14 protein-coding genes are annotated in these 17302 nt (G+C 41.3%); 11 read left to right on the top strand and 3 right to left on the bottom strand.

The window, feature by feature from the left end; genetic code table 11:
- The first annotated feature begins 34 nt into the window (after positions 1-34).
- Positions 35-3166: an efflux RND transporter permease subunit gene (locus FD723_RS24640; protein WP_179067717.1), complete on the top strand. Its 3132-nt coding sequence runs from the start codon at positions 35-37 to the stop codon at positions 3164-3166.
- Positions 3167-3422: 256 nt separating this feature from the next.
- Here the strand turns inward: FD723_RS24640 and pgsA are convergent, their stop codons facing one another.
- The gene (gene pgsA, locus FD723_RS24645) at positions 3423-3944 is read right to left on the bottom strand and encodes a CDP-diacylglycerol--glycerol-3-phosphate 3-phosphatidyltransferase (RefSeq protein ID WP_179067718.1); all 522 of its coding nucleotides are present in this window, start codon (positions 3942-3944) and stop codon (positions 3423-3425) included.
- Positions 3945-4118: 174 nt separating this feature from the next.
- Between pgsA and FD723_RS24650 the strand changes: the two genes are divergently transcribed.
- From FD723_RS24650 to FD723_RS24675, 6 genes are all read left to right on the top strand, one after another.
- Positions 4119-5534, top strand: coding sequence for an aspartate ammonia-lyase (locus tag FD723_RS24650; protein ID WP_179067719.1), 1416 nt, complete (start codon positions 4119-4121; stop codon positions 5532-5534).
- 176 nt (positions 5535-5710) lie between these two features.
- Entirely contained in the window at positions 5711-6682 is a 972-nt protein-coding gene (locus FD723_RS24655; RefSeq protein WP_179067720.1) for a DUF362 domain-containing protein, read from the top strand.
- Positions 6683-7864: 1182 nt separating this feature from the next.
- Positions 7865-8053, top strand: coding sequence for a hypothetical protein (locus FD723_RS24660; protein ID WP_179067721.1), 189 nt, complete (start codon positions 7865-7867; stop codon positions 8051-8053).
- Between the two features lie 481 nt (positions 8054-8534).
- Positions 8535-9047, top strand: a complete 513-nt coding sequence (locus FD723_RS24665) for an inorganic diphosphatase (protein ID WP_179067722.1) — start codon at positions 8535-8537, stop codon at positions 9045-9047.
- A gap of 146 nt (positions 9048-9193) precedes the next feature.
- Positions 9194-9577 (top strand): aspartate 1-decarboxylase, encoded by a 384-nt coding sequence (panD, locus tag FD723_RS24670; protein WP_179067723.1) that lies wholly within the window; start codon positions 9194-9196, stop codon positions 9575-9577.
- Positions 9578-9589: 12 nt separating this feature from the next.
- Positions 9590-10492 (top strand): MBL fold metallo-hydrolase, encoded by a 903-nt coding sequence (locus tag FD723_RS24675; RefSeq protein ID WP_179067724.1) that lies wholly within the window; start codon positions 9590-9592, stop codon positions 10490-10492.
- A gap of 560 nt (positions 10493-11052) precedes the next feature.
- On the opposite strand, the gene FD723_RS24680 is transcribed toward FD723_RS24675, so the two are convergent.
- Positions 11053-11970 (bottom strand): metallophosphoesterase, encoded by a 918-nt coding sequence (locus FD723_RS24680; protein WP_179067725.1) that lies wholly within the window; start codon positions 11968-11970, stop codon positions 11053-11055.
- Between the two features lie 136 nt (positions 11971-12106).
- Here FD723_RS24680 and FD723_RS24685 point away from each other — a divergent pair, with 136 nt between their 5' ends.
- From FD723_RS24685 to FD723_RS24700, 4 genes are all read left to right on the top strand, one after another.
- A complete protein-coding gene (locus tag FD723_RS24685) occupies positions 12107-12994 on the top strand; it encodes a hypothetical protein (RefSeq protein WP_179067726.1) in 888 nt (295 codons plus the stop codon).
- Between the two features lie 25 nt (positions 12995-13019).
- Positions 13020-13868 (top strand): RimK family alpha-L-glutamate ligase, encoded by an 849-nt coding sequence (locus FD723_RS24690; RefSeq protein WP_179067727.1) that lies wholly within the window; start codon positions 13020-13022, stop codon positions 13866-13868.
- 289 nt (positions 13869-14157) lie between these two features.
- Positions 14158-15705 carry an FAD-binding oxidoreductase gene (locus FD723_RS24695; protein WP_179067728.1) on the top strand — a complete coding sequence of 516 codons (1548 nt, stop codon included), beginning with the start codon at positions 14158-14160 and terminating at the stop codon, positions 15703-15705.
- A gap of 23 nt (positions 15706-15728) precedes the next feature.
- Positions 15729-16433: an actin-binding WH2 domain-containing protein gene (locus tag FD723_RS24700; protein ID WP_179067729.1), complete on the top strand. Its 705-nt coding sequence runs from the start codon at positions 15729-15731 to the stop codon at positions 16431-16433.
- A gap of 103 nt (positions 16434-16536) precedes the next feature.
- On the opposite strand, the gene rppA is transcribed toward FD723_RS24700, so the two are convergent.
- Entirely contained in the window at positions 16537-17235 is a 699-nt protein-coding gene (rppA, locus tag FD723_RS24705) for a two-component system response regulator RppA (protein WP_179069267.1), read from the bottom strand.
- Between the last annotated feature and the right edge of the window lie 67 nt (positions 17236-17302).

The raw sequence follows: 17302 nt of genomic DNA on the forward strand, positions 1-17302 counted from the left end.
CGATCGCTACCACATTTCTGGGAGAACAAAACTCATGAACCTTTCAGAACTCTTCATTCGTCGTCCAGTCATGACCACCCTGGTAATGATGGGTATCCTCATTTTCGGTCTCATGAGTTATCTACTGTTACCCATCAGCGCCCTACCCAACGTTGAATATCCTTTTATATCTGTCTCTGCTAGTCTCCCTGGTGCCACCCCGGAAACAATGGCATCTTCGGTCGCTGCACCCTTAGAAAGACAGTTTACCGAAATTGCCGGACTCAATTCATTCAATTCCACCAGTTCCACAGGCAGCACCAATATTTCTCTACAATTTGACTTTAGCCGCAGAGTGGAAGATGCCGCCAAAGATGTCCAGGCAGCCATCTCAGCCGCCGCCGGACAATTGCCCGCCGGAATGCCTCACCCGCCTACCTACCGGAAAGTTAACCCATCTGTGTCACCGGTTATCTACCTCTATATGTATTCTGAGACACAGCCAATCTCGACAGTAGATGAATACGCAGAGGTAACAGTTGGTCAGCCCATCTCAATGATTGATGGTGTTGCTCAGGTACAGGTTTTTGGTCAACAGCAATATGCAGTCCGTGTTCAGGTTGACCCGCGAGAGTTGGCATCAAGGGGAATTGGTCTAAATCAGGTAAAAACTGCAATTCAACAGGGAAATGTCAACTTGCCAACAGGCAGTCTCTCTGACATTTACAAAAATTATACGATTCAGGCGAACGGTCAACTTACCGATGCTGCCGGCTATCGCCAGCTAATTGTAACTTACAAGAATGGCGCGCCCGTGCGGCTCCAAGATTTGGGGGACGTGATTGACAGCGAACAAAACGTCAAAGTCTCGAATTTGTATAGCGATCGCAAGGTCACAAACCGCCATTCCGTTGTTCTCGCTGTACAGCCGCAACCGGGTGCTAACACGGTAAATATTGTTGATGCCATCCAAGAACTTTTACCTACACTCCGTGAACAAGTTCCCAAATCCATTGAGATGGGGATTATGTACGATCGCTCCCAAACTATCCGAGCCTCTGTCAATGATGTGAAATTTACCTTAGTTCTCTCAGTATGTCTGGTTGTCTTGGTGATTTTCTTATTCTTGCGTGATATCACGGCGACGCTGATTCCCAGTTTGGCCCTACCTGTGGCGATCATTGGCACTTTTGCGGTGATGTATCTATCGGGTTTCTCCTTAGATAACCTCTCACTAATGGCGTTGACCCTTTCCGTGGGCTTTGTTGTGGATGATGCGATCGTGGTGTTGGAAAATATCGTCCGTTATCGGGAAATGGGCGAATCTCCCCTAGACGCGGCATTAAAGGGATCGAGGGAAATCAGCTTCACCATTTTGTCAATGACCCTCTCGCTGGTGGCGGTGTTTATTCCCATCATGTTTATGAGTGGAATCATCGGTAAATTATTTCATGAATTTGCCGTGACGATCGCAGTGGCAATTTTAGTTTCGGGTTTTGTTTCTCTCAGTCTCACCCCCATGTTGTGCAGTCGTTTTCTAGGTTCACATCAGCAAAGACCAAATCTGGTGTATCGAGTCTCAGAACGAGCATTTGATTTACTATTGCAAGGATATGATTGGACGCTCAAACCCGTCTTAAAATACCGCCTGATGACATTGATTGGTTCTGGCATTCTGCTGGTAATGACCGTCTATTTGTTCGTCATCGTTCCCAAAGGATTTATCCCTACAGAAGACACCGGACAACTGATGGCCAACACCAAAGGGGCGCAAGATATTTCTTTTGATGATATGCGGCGTCACCAGCAAAAGGTTGTTGATATCATTCGTCAAGACCCCAATATTGAAGCCGTTGACTCGATTGTGGGTGCAAGTGGGCCCAATGCCTCAGTCAACTCCGGGCGAATTACAATTCGGCTCAAACCACGCGATCAACGTAAACTCAGTGCTGATGAAATCATCCAAGAGTTAACCCCCAAATTAAGACGTGTAGTTGGGGTTAAGACATTCCTCCGTTCTCCGCCAGCCATTCCTATCGGTGGTCAACAAACTAATTCTACTTATCAGTTCACTTTGCAGAGCTTGAATTTACAAGACCTGCGCCAATACGTTCCTAAACTTCTGGAGAAAGTCAAAACCCTACCAGGACTCCGGGATGTTGACAGTGATTTACAACTCAGCACTCCCCAAATTCAAGTCCAAATTGACCATAACAAAGCTGCTACTCTTGGGATTACTGCCCAACAAGTTGAACAAACCCTCAGCGCTGCCTATGGTTCCAGCCAGGTTTCCACTATCTATACTCCAAATGACCAATTTTATGTAATCTTAGAAGTGAAACCGGAGTTTCAGCGAGATCCCAGCGCCCTATCGATGCTCTATGTGCAATCAAGTACTGGGAAACTTGTTCCCCTGAGTGCGATCGCTAATATTACTCAGAATGTCGGTCCTCTCACGGTTACTCACGTTGCTCAACTCCCCTCTGCAACTATCTCTTTCGACACCCTCCCAGGAACATCTCTAAGTCAGGCTACAGATGCCATCAAGCAAGCAGCCAGTGAGTTGCTACCATCAACAATTACCCCTAGTTTTCAGGGTTCAGCCCAAACCTTCCAACAATCCTTCAACGATTTAGGGGCGCTGTTGTTGGTGTCCATTTTAGTCATCTATCTAATTCTCGGTATCCTCTATGAGGATTTCATTCACCCAATCACCATTCTTTCTGGTCTGCCTTCGGCGGGTTTTGGCGCATTATTGACGCTGCTGATTTTCCAGGTTGATTTAAATCTTTATTCTTTCATCGGCATCATTCTCTTAGTGGGCATTGTCAAGAAAAATGGCATTATGTTAGTGGACTTCGCTATTGAAGCCCAGCGAAAGGAAGGTAAAAATTCCTTTGATGCCATTTATGCCGCTTGCTTGATTCGCTTCCGCCCGATTATGATGACCACGATGGCAGCTTTAATTGGCACACTCCCCATTGCTTTGGGGACAGGAGTTGGTTCAGAAGCGCGTCGTCCTTTAGGAATTGCGATCGTTGGTGGGTTGCTGTTCTCTCAGATATTGACTCTCTATCTGACTCCAGTTTTTTACATTTACATGGAAGCATTACGGAAAAAGCTCGGACAACCGAAGTTTTACCGCTTTTTCTCGAAAAAGAATTCAGGAATCAGAAACCAAAATTAAGAATAGACATCTCCAGAAATTAAATATGCGTTATCCAAAACCCTTGTAGAGACGTAGCAGTGCTACGTCTCTACATTCATTTTCACCAGATGTCTAATGAATTTTGAACGAAAACTTATATTGCAATACAGTTCGGATAAGCATTTTGAACTCAGAATAGGGTTTGGGGAAAAGGGTAAGGGTTAAAGGTTTTTTATTCCCCTTTCCCCTTTACCCTTTCCCCTTTAACCGAACCGTATTGACTTATATTGTGGTTTCATTCTTTTTCAGTGCTAGCTTTTTGGGGCAAAAGATAAATACCCCCAGAGATTAAAGTCAAGCTTACAGAAATCCAAAAGGCAATCAGAGAGGGAGTTTGCCAGACTTCAGGTAGGGGTGCGATCAGAAGTGCGATCGCCACTATTTGACTAACAGTTTTGAGTTTACCCCAAATATTCGCCCCGGTAATTGTCGTTTGATTTACTCGCCAACCTGCGATCGCTAATTCCCGCGCTAAAATCAAAAACACTCCCCAAGCCGGCACTTTTCCTAGTTCAATAAAAACCAGCAACGGTGCAAGTACCAGAAATTTATCTACTAAGGGATCGAGAAATTTACCCAATTCACTAATTTGGTTGAGTTTGCGCGCTAAATAGCCGTCTAACCAATCAGTTAATGCAGCAACGATAAAAATCGCCAAACAGATCCATCTAGCTTCGGGTGTGGGATTATATAAACCGTAAAGCAGAAATGGTACACCCAGAAGGCGAGAGAAAGTAATCCAGTTGGGTAAAGTCACGTCGCTTCGCTCCGAATTAAAAATTAAAAATTAATAATCTCCATAAATAAATTTAGTTGCCCTGCTATCAGGAAGAGGCAGAGGGGACAAACTTACTACAACTTCTCTTTGTCTCCCCACTTTCCCCCTAAGCGTGGGAAAATCTGTTTTCTGAAGCTCTTTTAAAAGAATACTATGACTGAACACACAGAATTCCGCATCGAACGCGATTCGATGGGCGATCGCCAAATTGCTAGTAGCGTTTATTACGGTATTCAAACGCTACGAGCAATCGAAAACTTCCCCATTAGCGGCATCAAGCCTTTACCTACTTACGTAGATGCAGGTTTGATAATTAAAAAAGCTACAGCAATTGTGAATGGAGAACTAAATTGCATTCCCCAAGATATTAGTCAGGCAATTGTCCAAGCAACTGATGAAATCTTAGCTGGGAAGTTTCGGGATCAATTTGTCGTGGATGTTTATCAGGCTGGTGCTGGAACATCCCACCACATGAATGTCAACGAAGTTCTGGCAAATCGCGCCTTAGAAATTCTTGGTGAAGAAAAGGGCAATTACAAACGTGTTAGTCCCAATGACCACGTTAATTATGGGCAGTCTACCAATGATGTGATCCCTACGGCAATTCGCATTGGTGGATTATTGGCATTATCTAAGACATTACACCCAGCTTTAGAAAAGGCGATCGCATCTTTAGAAAACAAAGCTGTTGAATTTCAAGATATCGTCAAATCTGGCAGAACCCACTTACAAGACGCTGTACCCGTGCGTTTGGGTGAAAATTTTCGCGCTTGGGCACAAATTCTGACAGAACACCAAAACCGGATTTATACCGCCTCTGGTGATTTGATGGTGCTGGGTTTGGGAGGTAGTGCAGCCGGAACGGGTTTAAATACTCATCCCTTATATCGCGCCCGTGTAGTGGAAGTTCTTTCAGAATTGATTGAAACTCCTTTAGAGCCTGCGCCCCATCTCATGGCAGCGATGCAGAGTATGGCCCCATTTGTGAACGTTTCTGGTGCGTTACGCAACTTAGCTCAGGATTTAGTCAAAATATCTCACGATTTGCGGCTGATGGATTCGGGACCAAAAACAGGCTTGAAAGAAATTCAACTTCCCCCGGTGCAACCTGGTTCCTCAATTATGCCAGGGAAATATAACCCAGTCATGGCAGAGATGACATCAATGGTGTGTTTTCAAGTGATGGGTTATGACAGTGCGATCGCTTTAGCCGCACAAGCCGGACAATTAGAATTAAATGTGATGATGCCGCTAATTGCATATAACTTAATTCACAGCATCGAAATTCTGGGTAATACCATCGCTGTCCTTACAGAACGTTGCATTGAGGGAATTTCTGCGAACCAGGAACGTTGTTTAGCTTATGCTGAGGGCAGTTTAGCCTTAGTAACCGCACTAAATACCCATATCGGTTATTTAAATGCCGCAGCTGTGGCCAAAGAATCTTTAGAAACTGGTAAATCTTTACGGCAGATTGTTTTAGAACGAGGATTGATGAGTGAAACAGACTTAGCCACAGTCTTAAATCTAGAACAAATGAGTGGTATCTTACCGCTTAAAACAGAATAATAGGTTATGGGGCATTGGGCATGGGGCATGGTATTCTCCTTACCCCCTTGTCTCCCCTGTCCCCTCATCCCTAAGCCGACGTGAAGCTTTAGCTACCTCTTTTTCAGTCTTTTCTTCAATTTTGAATTTTGAATTTTGAATTGATTTCTCCCCAGTCCCTTATCCCCCATCTATCTATGCAGACTCAAAAACCATCTGTTAGTCTAATTCGGGCTACATCTTACGAACGAGAGGCTTTACGAGAATCCTTAGTTACACTGCTGGAACCTTTTGGAGGAATGGCAGCATTTGTGAAAAAAGGCGATCGCGTTTTACTCAAACCTAATTTACTTACAGGGTCGCGTCCTGGTAAAGAGTGTATCACCCGTGCCGAACTAGTTTACGAAGTTGCCCAAATGGTAATTGAGGTTGGCGGTAAGCCATTTTTGGGCGATAGTCCTGCTTTTGGCAGTGCCAAGGGCGTAGCAGTCGCAAATGGCTATCTACCTATTTTAGAAGAACTCAATCTTCCCATTATCGATTTTCATGGTCAGCGCTACCAAACCGTTAGTGAGAATTTTAACCATCTGCGGCTGTCTAAAGAAGCAATGGAAGCCGATGTAGTAATTAACCTACCGAAAGTGAAATCTCATGCCCAATTGACATTAACACTCGGTGTAAAAAACTTATTTGGTTGCGTCCCCGGCAAAATGAAAGCTTGGTGGCACATGGAAGCTGGAAAAGATGCAGATAGATTTGGTGAAATGTTGGTAGAAACTGCCAGGGCAATTAACCCTAACTTAACCATATTAGATGGCATTATTGGTCATGAAGGTAATGGCCCCAGTAATGGGGAACCTCGCCAACTGGGCATTTTAGCAGCCGCATCAGATATATTTGCTTTAGATCGGGCAATGGTAGAAATCCTCAATGTTCTTCCAGAAAAAGTGCCTACAGTTGCAGCTTCCCAAAGACTAGGAGTTTGTCCAGAACTTACTACCATAGAGTTTCCCCATTTAAATCCTGACTTATTAAAAATAGAAGATTGGCGGCTACCAGACAATTTAATGCCCATCGATTTTGGTATGCCCCGCGTCATTAAATCTACCTTTAAGCATCTTTACACCCGATTTATCAAAGAACCAATGAGTATTTATGGAAGGGGATGAGGGACTGGCGACTGGCAAAGATGAGGGAGCGGAGATTGGGGAGCATAGGAGAAAGAGGTAATTTTTCATTCCCCCCCTTGCACCCCAATACTTTTCGGATAAACCCAACAATCTCTCTTTTGATCTGGGGAAAGGTTAAAGGGGAAGGGGTAAGGGTTTGAATTTACCTTTACCCCTTCCCCTTTCTCCCAAAACCCGAAAAGTATTGCCTTGCACCCCGCCCCTCTGCCTCTTTACCCAATGCCCAATCTAATGCAAACTTCGTTACAGCAATTCCATTTATTAGCAGAGTAATCTGTAATTACCCTCCGATTGCTTAACCAGACCGCCCTATGATAGTTAGTGGCGGTTTTTTTAGCTGATTAATTTGTTATGCAGATTATCGTTTGAGATTTTGATTTATCGAAAAAGTTATACAGATTTAGGATCTAGAAATTGGAATTGGGTATTTTGTTCAAATATGAGCAAAGTCTGGGGATAACCCTCTACACTACTTTCTAAAACATTTTTTTACTCTACCTATATATAGATTGACAAAATTGCTGTGATATTACGCAGATTTGAAAATTTAAATTCTGAAATATTTCTGAAATATTTGTTTAGTATTATCACTTAATCTATGCTACACAACACAGTTAATGTATCTGTATTTATTCGGTAGTCACGATTGGTTACAAAAATCATTCCTGCCCATTTCTTCTCTAGCATCAAATATTGTTGTGTATAACTACCGTATGAGAATCGAGAACACTGAAGATTTATCAGTATTTTTGCGGTTTTGTGTCCTGTATCACAAATTAGGAATTCCAGTAAAATGACCTTATCAAAGCCTTTACAGAGATGTTATAATCATGAAGTATCGGACAAATACATTTTGCTAATTAATATTTAAGCAGCGAAGAAATGTAGTTTATGATGCTGTTAACGTTAGCTTTGCGTATGCGAACCATTACACCATACAGGGAAACATCTGAAAACATTAATCACAAAATAAAACATGATTTGTTGACTTGTAACTTGGTATTAAGAATTTCATGTATAAAAACGCTATTATGACAATTGTAAAACTGGTTTAGCTTGTAAAATGCTACACATTTTACAGTTTAAAAATAGCTACAATAGCATTAAGACTCTCACTCAGAGAGTAGACCTACACAGTGTTACGAAGAACTTCAATTTTGTATGAATTCAAATAGCCAGTCTGCCAATTCTGCCGACACATATTCCCAACGTTTGGCAGACATTGTGGGAACTGCGATCGCTCTGTTGACTCTTACCCTACCCGTATTTGTCATCGCCCACTATTCTTCAACTAATGTTCAAAATAACCAGCAACCACTGATCCAAAACCTACAAGGAAGTAAAGATTGATAAAGCTTCCCCGTAGCTTTCCCCAGCAGGAAAGCTGCAAAAAGCAGAACACTGATTTTGAGACAACCTCTGTAGATGTGAATGTAGTTCGTCAGAAATAAGCTGAATCTGTATTGTATAACTCCAGATTTCATAAGTCTTGACACAATAGAGGCCGAAATCCCTCTAATCAGTAATCAAAAGTGGAGGATATTCATAAATACCCTCTTGGAAAAAGCGTTGCGAGGAAAGTTCGCAACGCTTTTTCCATCTTTTGGCTAATTCAACAGAATAGTTTATCAAGCCCCGTTGGGGCGGGAGTTGGGAGTCAGGAGGCAGAAGTTCCTTCATTTTAAATTTTGAATTTTGAATTGATTTCTCCCACTCCCCTATCCCGTGAAATGAATACCTTGGGAAGAAAGCCATATTGCCCTAAAATTCTACACGGGGAGCGAAGCTGACAGAGTGCCCCCATGATTCACTGTTATCAGAGGAGTTTTTTGTGGATTTATCTCGTATTCCTGCCCAACCGAAACCTGGTCTAATCAACGTTCTGATTGAAATTGCTGGCGGAAGTAAAAATAAATATGAATATGACAAGGAACTACAAGCTTTTGCTTTAGACCGAGTACTTTATTCCTCGGTAAAATATCCTTATGACTACGGCTTTGTACCCAATACTTTAGCTGATGATGGCGATCCCCTCGATGGTATAGTCATAATTGATGAGCCAACCTTTCCAGGCTGTGTGATTGCCGCGCGACCGATTGGCTTTTTAGAGATGATTGACGGTGGCGATCGCGATGAAAAAATCCTTTGTGTTCCTGACAAAGATCCGCGCTACGCTCAAGTAAGATCCCTGAAAGACGTAGCACCACACCGCTTAGATGAAATTGCTGAATTTTTCCGTAGTTATAAAAATTTGGAAAAAAAGGTGACTGAAATTCTCGGTTGGCAAGATGTGGACAAGGTTGCAGCTTTAGTAGAAAAATCCGTCAAAGCTTATAGAGGATAATAGAGGAGTTAGGAGTTAGGAGTTAAGAGTTAAGAGTTATAAATTTTTATTCCTAACTCCTAACTTCTCACTGTTCACTCCTCACTTCACTTTGATAACTTTCTCTTGTTACGGATTTTAAAATCTGCCACCAACCCCAAACCAGAATGCAGCGTACTCTCCTTTTGGCAAAAATTCATAACTGCACCCTCACAGGGGCGAATATCAACTACGTGGGTAGTATCAGTATTGATGAAATCCTTTTAGAAAAAGCTGGTATCTTACCTTATGAACAGGTGCAAGTAGTTAATAGTGCCAACGGTCAGCGCTTTATTACCTATGCGATCCCGGCTCCAGCCCATTCAGGAGTCATTGAGTTAAATGGGGGTGCGGCACGTCTAGGCATTATTGGCGATCGCTTGATTATAATGACTTACGGGCAGTTCACTCCAGAAGAGGTAAAAAGTTACTCTCCTACGGTAGTCATTGTGGACGAAAAAAACAGGTTGTTGGAAGTACGGCGCTACGATGACCTGCTCAGTAAGGTCTAATTTTCAAGAAAAATGTCAAATTTTGAGTTGTCGGGTTCCCAAAGCTACATACCTGAAAAGTCTGCTACCCTGTCGAGTAGTCTAGCAGGTGAATTTCTCGTGCAATTCTGGGGTGTCAGAGGCTTGATTCCCACCCCAAGTAGCGACACTAATCGTTATGGTGGTAATACTGCTTGTGTAGAAATGCAGGTAGCTGGAAAACGCTTAATTTTTGATGGTGGTACTGGCTTACGGATACTGGGTAAAACTTGGCAAGAACTACAACAGCCATTAGAAGCCCATTTATTTTTTACCAACTGCCAATCAAACCGAATTCAAGGGTTTCCCTTTTTTGCGCCTGCATTTATTGGAGAAAATTGCTTCCATATTTACGGCACAGCTGCATCAAATGGAGCCTCAATCAAACAATGTCTGTACGATCAGATGCTCCAGCCACACTTTCCTTACCCTTTACAGGTAATGCAATCAGAATTGCAGTTTTACAATTTGACTCCAGAAAGTGATGTGAAGTTGGATGATATTACCATTACAACTGCATTAATTAATCAAACTCAGCGGTCAGTTGGCTACCGAGTTACTTGGCAAGAGTATAATGTTGCTTACATCACGGATTTGCACCAGAATGCCGATCAAGTGGAGCGAGAGCGGATTTTAGAGTTTATTAAAGGCGCTGATTTGCTGATTGCCAATGCTACTTACACTCCGCCGACATCTCACAACCATGACTCTGCTGATTTACTCTGGCAAGCTGCGGTGAATACAGCTTTGAATGCTGGCGTTAAACAGCTAGCCATTTCTCATCATCACCCAGATGACCATGATGATTTTCTTGACCAGGTTCAAGTCGATATTAAATCTGCTTTTCCTCAAGCCATAATAGCCCGTGAAGGTCTAGTATTAGCTGTTGGTAAGTGATTTTCCTATTGGCACTTTTTAATCAGTGGTAGAGCGATGCTTACGGTGGCAAGCTACCCACAAGCACTGACTTGTCAATTTGCTTTTCTGTTGACATGGCGCGGTCTTGTGTGTAAAGACGGATTGTCTCGTAGATTGTGAGGTAGAACGCTATAATTTACTCAACTTTGTAATCATTTTCAACCTGAGAGTTGATAGTCTAATTCGCTCATGAGTACTTTCAATTAAGTGCTGGAAGACGCTTTGCAACTTTCCTCCGAGCAGCAAGAAATGCCGAGCAAGATTCTGCAACGCTAGCTCAGTATTAGGATATCTAGGTTTTAGATGTTCAATATGACTAATTTATTTGGTAATACGCCTTCCACAATAGCAACAGATAAAACCTTGCTTTTGCAATAAGGAATCATGTACATCGGTTTTTTTGTGGTTTCCTGAAGTCGTCCCAACTCGATTGCCAATCCTCATTTGCTAAATTTTCCCAAACGGTAAAACTTTCTGGCTACTCACTTTTTTTGATATATTTCACCGTTTCAAAATCTCTTTGCGGCGATATGATAAGGTTATGCTGATTTCAACTGAATAATACCTTTATCAAAAATGCGATTATCAGTAGCGATCGCACTTATTTCTATTCTATCTTTATACACCTCATAAGAGGCAAAACTTAAATCACTGGTAGAATACCCTGTCCACTCAGAACGCCCTACAGGACGATTACCAGCACCCGCACCACAAATTAAGTAAGTTGTACCATCAATGGCACGAGTACGTTCATAATTGTGTTCGTGGCCATTGATGTAAAGTTGAACTCCGTATTTTTTAAATAGGGGAGTAAAAGTTTTAATAAAATCTGGATTACTCCCATATTGACCCGATGAATAAATCGGATGATGACCAAACACTACTTTCCAAGGAGCATTACTAATACTTAATTCTTTTTCTAACCAAGTTAGCTGGTTTTCCCAATCAGCGTTCCCGTTAGTATCTAAAGCAAAAAATTGCACAGTTCCCCGACGAAATGTATAGTAACGTCCCTTCATATTAAAGCCAGCATACTTGACTTGGGGATCGCCATTGGCAGTACGAATATCGTGATTACCTAAACAAGCCTGAAATTTTACACCCTGCTTCAGTAAACTTTGGTAAGGACGCTCAAAAACTGCATTAATTTTCTCAATTTCACCATTATTGTAAATGTTGTCTCCAGCTAAAACGACTAAATCATAAGGATTTTTCTTATGATACGCATTCATCGCTCCAGCCACAGCATACTGTCCTTTCGCCCCAGTCCCCGTATCTGCTACAGACACAAAACGTAATAACAAGTCTTTTTTGGTTGGGTTGGCGGCTATAGCTGTTGTTGAATCGCTAATATCAGCACTTTGATGATTTTGATGAGCAAACATCCAGCTTAAAAATCCTGTACTAATGGCGCTGACGCTACTTAAAAATAAAAATTGACGGCGTTTTAGTTTCATAAGTCACCAAATTTAATAAATAGTCAGTTTAGCGGAAAACTTTGAGCAATGAAGTGATACATTAAGGCAAAAGAAGGCAGCACCAGTAATAATGTACGTTGTTTGTCTTTGATTCGCTGCTTTTGGTGAAAGTTCCATGTCACAAGACAATCAGTCAAAACCGACGGATGAGCAGATAACTCAACCTCCCCAAAAACCTTACCAGAGAGTTCAGCCATTTTGGAAGGCTAAAATTATCCAACTTCTCCAAGGGACGATTGGGGTTTTAGAAGTAACGGTGGAGAAACTGGAGACAGCACCCCCTCCTGGTAGTGATGAGAAACCCAGTTTTTTCCAGAAGCTTCAGTTGTGGTGGGGTGGACTGTTAAGGACAATCCGCTTGTTTTTACCATCAAATCTGTCAACAAAGTTATCAGATACAGCTTTGACTGGAATTGTTACTGGAATTGCTGTAATTCTTGTTTGGGCAACTACAACCGTTCTTACTGCTAAACCGACTGAAGTAGCAACAGTTCCACCAGTTGAAGAGGTTCCGATACCAACACCAACGATAACTACTCTACCAGAGTCAATCGCACCAGAACCACAACCACCAGAGGAAATTACGCCGCCACCAGAAGTACAAACTACCCCACCAACGCCGGAACCGAAACCAGAATTAACTCCCACTCCCACGCCAACACCAACACCAGTCATAGAATTGACACCAGAACAAGCCTTGATTGCGGCTATTGAAAATCAGGTAGCCGAAATTAGCGATCGCATTGCCTCTGGTCTGATAAAGTCAATTCAAGCCAACTTTCGTACAAGTAATCTTACAGTCAAAATTAGTGATGATTGGTACACTCTCAAGGAATCTCAGCAAGACAAACTAGCTGCGGAGATATTACAACGCTCTCAAGAACTTGATTTTACCCATTTAGAAATTACCGACTCTCAAAATAGGCTAATAGCTCGAAATCCGGTTGTTGGTACTGAGATAGTGATTTTTAAACGGCAAATAGCAAGTTACAATAATTCCTAATTTAGACGTTTAATTTGAAGTATTTATGTTAGATAACGTTTTGTTATTGCTTAAAGCTTGTGAAAACTTAAATATTAGCTATGAAATTATTCATCCTGCTGAAAACTTAATCAAAATAAAACTCAATAATCAACACCATTATTTTTGTAATTATAGTACTCCGATAATCAATCAGGCAGTAGCACAAATCATTAAAGATAAGGAATACACTTACCATATTTTAAAGAAAAAAGTTAAGCTTCCTCGGACAGTAGGTTTTCTTTCCCCTTTTTGTGACCTCCAATATAAGATTTACTTAAAATTTCCCAGCTTTCAAGATATTATATTAGAAATCAAAGAAAACTTTGAAACACCTGTAATTGTTAAACGAAATTCTGGTTCAAGTGGACATAACGTATTTTTATGCCAAAATACAGATGAAGTTGAAACTGCTTTACAAGAGATTTTCAATATCAATGATAAAAAGTATGATTACGTTGCGATCGCTCAAGAGTTCATTCATATAAAATCTGAGTATCGAGCCGTTTTTTTAAATAAAGAATTAGTTTTACTCTATGAGAAAGATATAACTGATGCAAAATTTATCGGTAATCTCAGTCCTCTCCACTGGGATGGTGCAAAAGCCAAGTATATCAACGATCCACAAATATTATCAGAGATTGCTAATTTCGCCAGACCAATTTTTGAAGAATTAGATATTGATTATGGTGGTTTGGATATCGTCTTAGATCGAGATAATCAATATTGGTTGATTGAAATTAATTCTCATCCAAATTATAGTATTTTCACTAGAGACAATGGAGAGGAGCCTGTATTGAGAATTTTTGAAAAAATGCTCAATAGCCTAGTAACGCAAGGCGGAATTAAAAATTAAAAATTAAAAATTAAAAATGAATACAGCGTCAGCGTTTCATTGATTTGAAATAGGTGGCTTATTTACACCATGCTGTACTAATATAATACGGCGGAAATAAACCAGCCATTTAAAATAGCCAGAAAGCTTACAAAATAAGCATTCTTTCTTTTTACTTTTGCCTTCTTGTACTAGCCTCAAAATAAAAATAGGTCTATTTGCATACTTGTACCTCACCGGATTGAAAATGGCTATATCTACTTTCTTCATTCTCAGGTAGTTTTGGAATGTAGAGTTAAATTTTTCCAAAATGTCTTTAACTGAAGAAATTCTTTCCCAATTACCCGACGATGTTTTAGGAAGATTGCGTCAAAGTGATCGCATCCTCACATCTGAGCGCGAAAACACTGCACCTATCCCAACGCTAGTTAAAGAAAGTCAACAGCCTTTAGACCGCATAGACTTCGATGTAATTATCTGCGGTGGCACTTTAGGCATTTTAATTGGTTGTGCCTTAGCGGTGAAGGGACTGCGGGTAGCCTTGCTGGAACGGGGAATTTTGCGGGGAAGGGAACAAGAGTGGAATATTTCTCGCAAAGAATTAGATGTATTTGTGGAATTGAACTTACTAACTGAGGAAGAATTAGAGAGTGCGATCGCCACTCAATATAACCCAGCGCGAGTTAGTTTTGCTGGCGGTACAGAGGTTTGGGTAGAGGATGTCTTAAATATCGGCGTAGATCCAGTTTATCTACTAGCTACCTTGAAAACTCGATTTCTCGCTGCTGGGGGAAAGTTGTTAGAAAACACACCCTTTACCGAAGCCGTGGTTCATCCAGATGGGGTGATGGTAAATAACCAATTCAAAACTCGGTTATTAATCGACGCGATGGGACATTTTTCACCCATCACCCAACAAGCACGCCAAGGCAAAAAACCAGATGCACTTTGTTTGGTTGTGGGAAGTTGCGCTCAAGGGTTTCCAGAAAATAACTCAGGCGACTTATTATTATCATTCACATCCTTGCAGAATCAATGTCAATATTTTTGGGAAGCCTTCCCAGCTAGAGATGGCAGAACCACTTACTTATTTACCTACATGGATGCAGATCCTCAACGTTTGAGTTTAGAAACTCTATTTGAAGAATATCTGCGTCTCTTACCAGAATATCAGGGAGTAGAGTTGAGTAAACTGAAGTTTCAACGGGCACTATTTGGTTTCTTTCCCACCTATCGCCAAAGTCCACTAAAAACCCCTTGGAATCGCATTCTCCCAGCCGGAGATAGCAGTGGTAGTCAATCTCCCTTGAGTTTTGGCGGTTTTGGGGCAATGGTGCGTCACCTGAAGCGTTTAACTTATGGTATTTACGAAGCGCTGGAAACAGAACAATTATCTGCACAAGCCTTAGTACAGCTACAACCATATCAGCCAAGTTTGACTGTTACCTGGTTGTTCCAAAGGGCAATGAGTGTTGGTGTAAATCAGAAAATTGCTCCAGATCAAATTAACCAACTACTCTCGGCAGTATTTCAGGAAATGCAACAGTTAGGTACACCAGTGCTAAAACCATTTTTACAAGATATAGTGCAATTTTCGGCACTAACGCAAACACTGTTAAAAACTGGTCTATATCATCCTGTATTAGTTGCCAAGATAATTCCGCAAGTAGGTTTGGCAAGTTTGTTAGATTGGATGTTACATTACAGTAATTTAGGTGTGTACACTGCCTTGTTTTGGTTAAGTCCAATGCTAGAAACATGGATTAAGAATCAACCAAAAGCACAACAATATTATTGGCATCGCTTGATTGATGCTTGGAAGTATGGTTCGGGCGGTGATTACTCAGATGAAACTTAGAATTTTATTGGTGTGAGGATAACATGATGGAACGGAAATCATCAGGAATCAAATACTTTGCCGTACTGATTGGATTCCTGCGCGATCGCCAAGGTTTTCTAGAGGAAGTTCGTCAAGGAATAAGATTACCAAATAAAATCATTTCGCTATTAGTTTGCAGTTCCTTATTTATCGCTGCCTACGGCGGAATCATTGGTGCATACCATAGCTGGATGCAGGCTTTGTCTTCCGCCATTAAACTCCCAGCCCTCTATTTAATCACACTTTTGATTTGTATGCCGACGTTGTATTTTGCTAACATTATTTTTGGTTCCAAGCGGACTTTTGGACAGCATTTAGCATTAGTATTAACTGCGGTTTCAGTCACCAGCGTACTTTTATTTAGTTTTGCACCAATCACATTGTTTTTCTTAATTACCACCAATAATTACCAATTTTTAATTTTATTAAATGTCTTTATCTTTGCCATAACTGGATTTATTGGTATTTCGTCTTTATATCAAGCCACGAATTTAGTTTTAGAACAAGATGATGAAGGTCGTAAAACCCGCCAGAAGATTTTACAATTTTGGCTATTTCTTTACGCTTTCGTAGGCAGTCAGTTAGGATGGACTCTCAGACCATTTTTTGGCACACCTGGCTCTGCCTTTGAACTCTTCCGCGAAAGAGAAGGTAATTTTTATTTAAGTGTCATTAAATCTCTTAGCTATCTCTTTGGATTCCGTTAATTAGCCGAATAATAAGTTTTACAGTGCATTAATTCCTGGGATAGTTTTTTAAATGGGCGAACCTACCGTACTAAGTAGTACCCAATATACAAAAATTTCTTTGCTAAACTGATTCCACTGATGAAGCACCAAAACGATAGCCTTTACCGTAAACTGTGTGAATCAGCGTAGTTTCTTTACCCACCTCAATCTTACGCCGCAGCAAGCGAATTAATGCCGCTATCACATTGCTACTGGGTTGTTCTTCCTCTTGCCACAAATTTTGCATAATCTGACCATGAGTTAACAATTGTCCAGTGTGTTCCATAAAGTATTGCAATAACTGGCTTTCTTTTTGCGATAGCTCAATTATCCGTCCCTGACGATAGGCTACTTGATTATCACAATCGAGTTCTAAATCAGCGACAGTAAGTCGTCCAGCGGTAGTTTCATAGATTTGGGAACCGGAACGACGCAATAAAGCGCGGACTCTGGCTAATAACTCCCGCAGTTCAAAAGGTTTAACTAAATAGTCGTCCGCACCAGCATCTAAACCTTCTACGCGGTCATCGAGAGTATCTTTAGCTGTGAGAAACAGCACGGGAGTGGTTTTGCTTTGGCGTCGCAATTCCTGACAAATCTCTAACCCGGTTTTTCCTGGCAGCATCCAATCTAAAATCAGTAGGTCATAACTGCCTGCTTGTGCCAGTTCGCTGCCAGATGTCCCATCATAAGCGGCATCTACAGTGTAACCCTCACGAGTTAACAAGCGACTCAAGGGTTGAGTTAATTCAATTTCATCATCAACTAATAAAATTCTCATACTGCTTGTGGTAAGCATATAGAGATATTCTCAATATTATTCAATTGCCGGAACGCCAAGGATACTA

Origin of the sequence: Nostoc sp. C052, from assembly GCF_013393905.1 — a bacterium.
Taxonomy (GTDB): Bacteria; Cyanobacteriota; Cyanobacteriia; order Cyanobacteriales; family Nostocaceae; genus Nostoc.

What these genes read in the sequence shown, in the direction of transcription:
- FD723_RS24660 (WP_179067721.1), top strand. Translation starts at nt 7,865, where the DNA reads ATGAATTCAAATAGCCAGTCTGCCAATTCTGCCGACACATATTCCCAA.
- FD723_RS24675 (WP_179067724.1), top strand. Translation starts at nt 9,590, where the DNA reads ATGTCAAATTTTGAGTTGTCGGGTTCCCAAAGCTACATACCTGAAAAG.
- FD723_RS24685 (WP_179067726.1), top strand. Translation starts at nt 12,107, where the DNA reads ATGTCACAAGACAATCAGTCAAAACCGACGGATGAGCAGATAACTCAA.
- rppA (WP_179069267.1), bottom strand. Translation starts at nt 17,235, where the DNA reads ATGAGAATTTTATTAGTTGATGATGAAATTGAATTAACTCAACCCTTG.
- FD723_RS24680 (WP_179067725.1), bottom strand. Translation starts at nt 11,970, where the DNA reads ATGAAACTAAAACGCCGTCAATTTTTATTTTTAAGTAGCGTCAGCGCC.
- FD723_RS24655 (WP_179067720.1), top strand. Translation starts at nt 5,711, where the DNA reads ATGCAGACTCAAAAACCATCTGTTAGTCTAATTCGGGCTACATCTTAC.
- FD723_RS24700 (WP_179067729.1), top strand. Translation starts at nt 15,729, where the DNA reads ATGATGGAACGGAAATCATCAGGAATCAAATACTTTGCCGTACTGATT.
- FD723_RS24695 (WP_179067728.1), top strand. Translation starts at nt 14,158, where the DNA reads ATGTCTTTAACTGAAGAAATTCTTTCCCAATTACCCGACGATGTTTTA.
- FD723_RS24690 (WP_179067727.1), top strand. Translation starts at nt 13,020, where the DNA reads ATGTTAGATAACGTTTTGTTATTGCTTAAAGCTTGTGAAAACTTAAAT.
- FD723_RS24640 (WP_179067717.1), top strand. Translation starts at nt 35, where the DNA reads ATGAACCTTTCAGAACTCTTCATTCGTCGTCCAGTCATGACCACCCTG.
- panD (WP_179067723.1), top strand. Translation starts at nt 9,194, where the DNA reads ATGCAGCGTACTCTCCTTTTGGCAAAAATTCATAACTGCACCCTCACA.
- FD723_RS24650 (WP_179067719.1), top strand. Translation starts at nt 4,119, where the DNA reads ATGACTGAACACACAGAATTCCGCATCGAACGCGATTCGATGGGCGAT.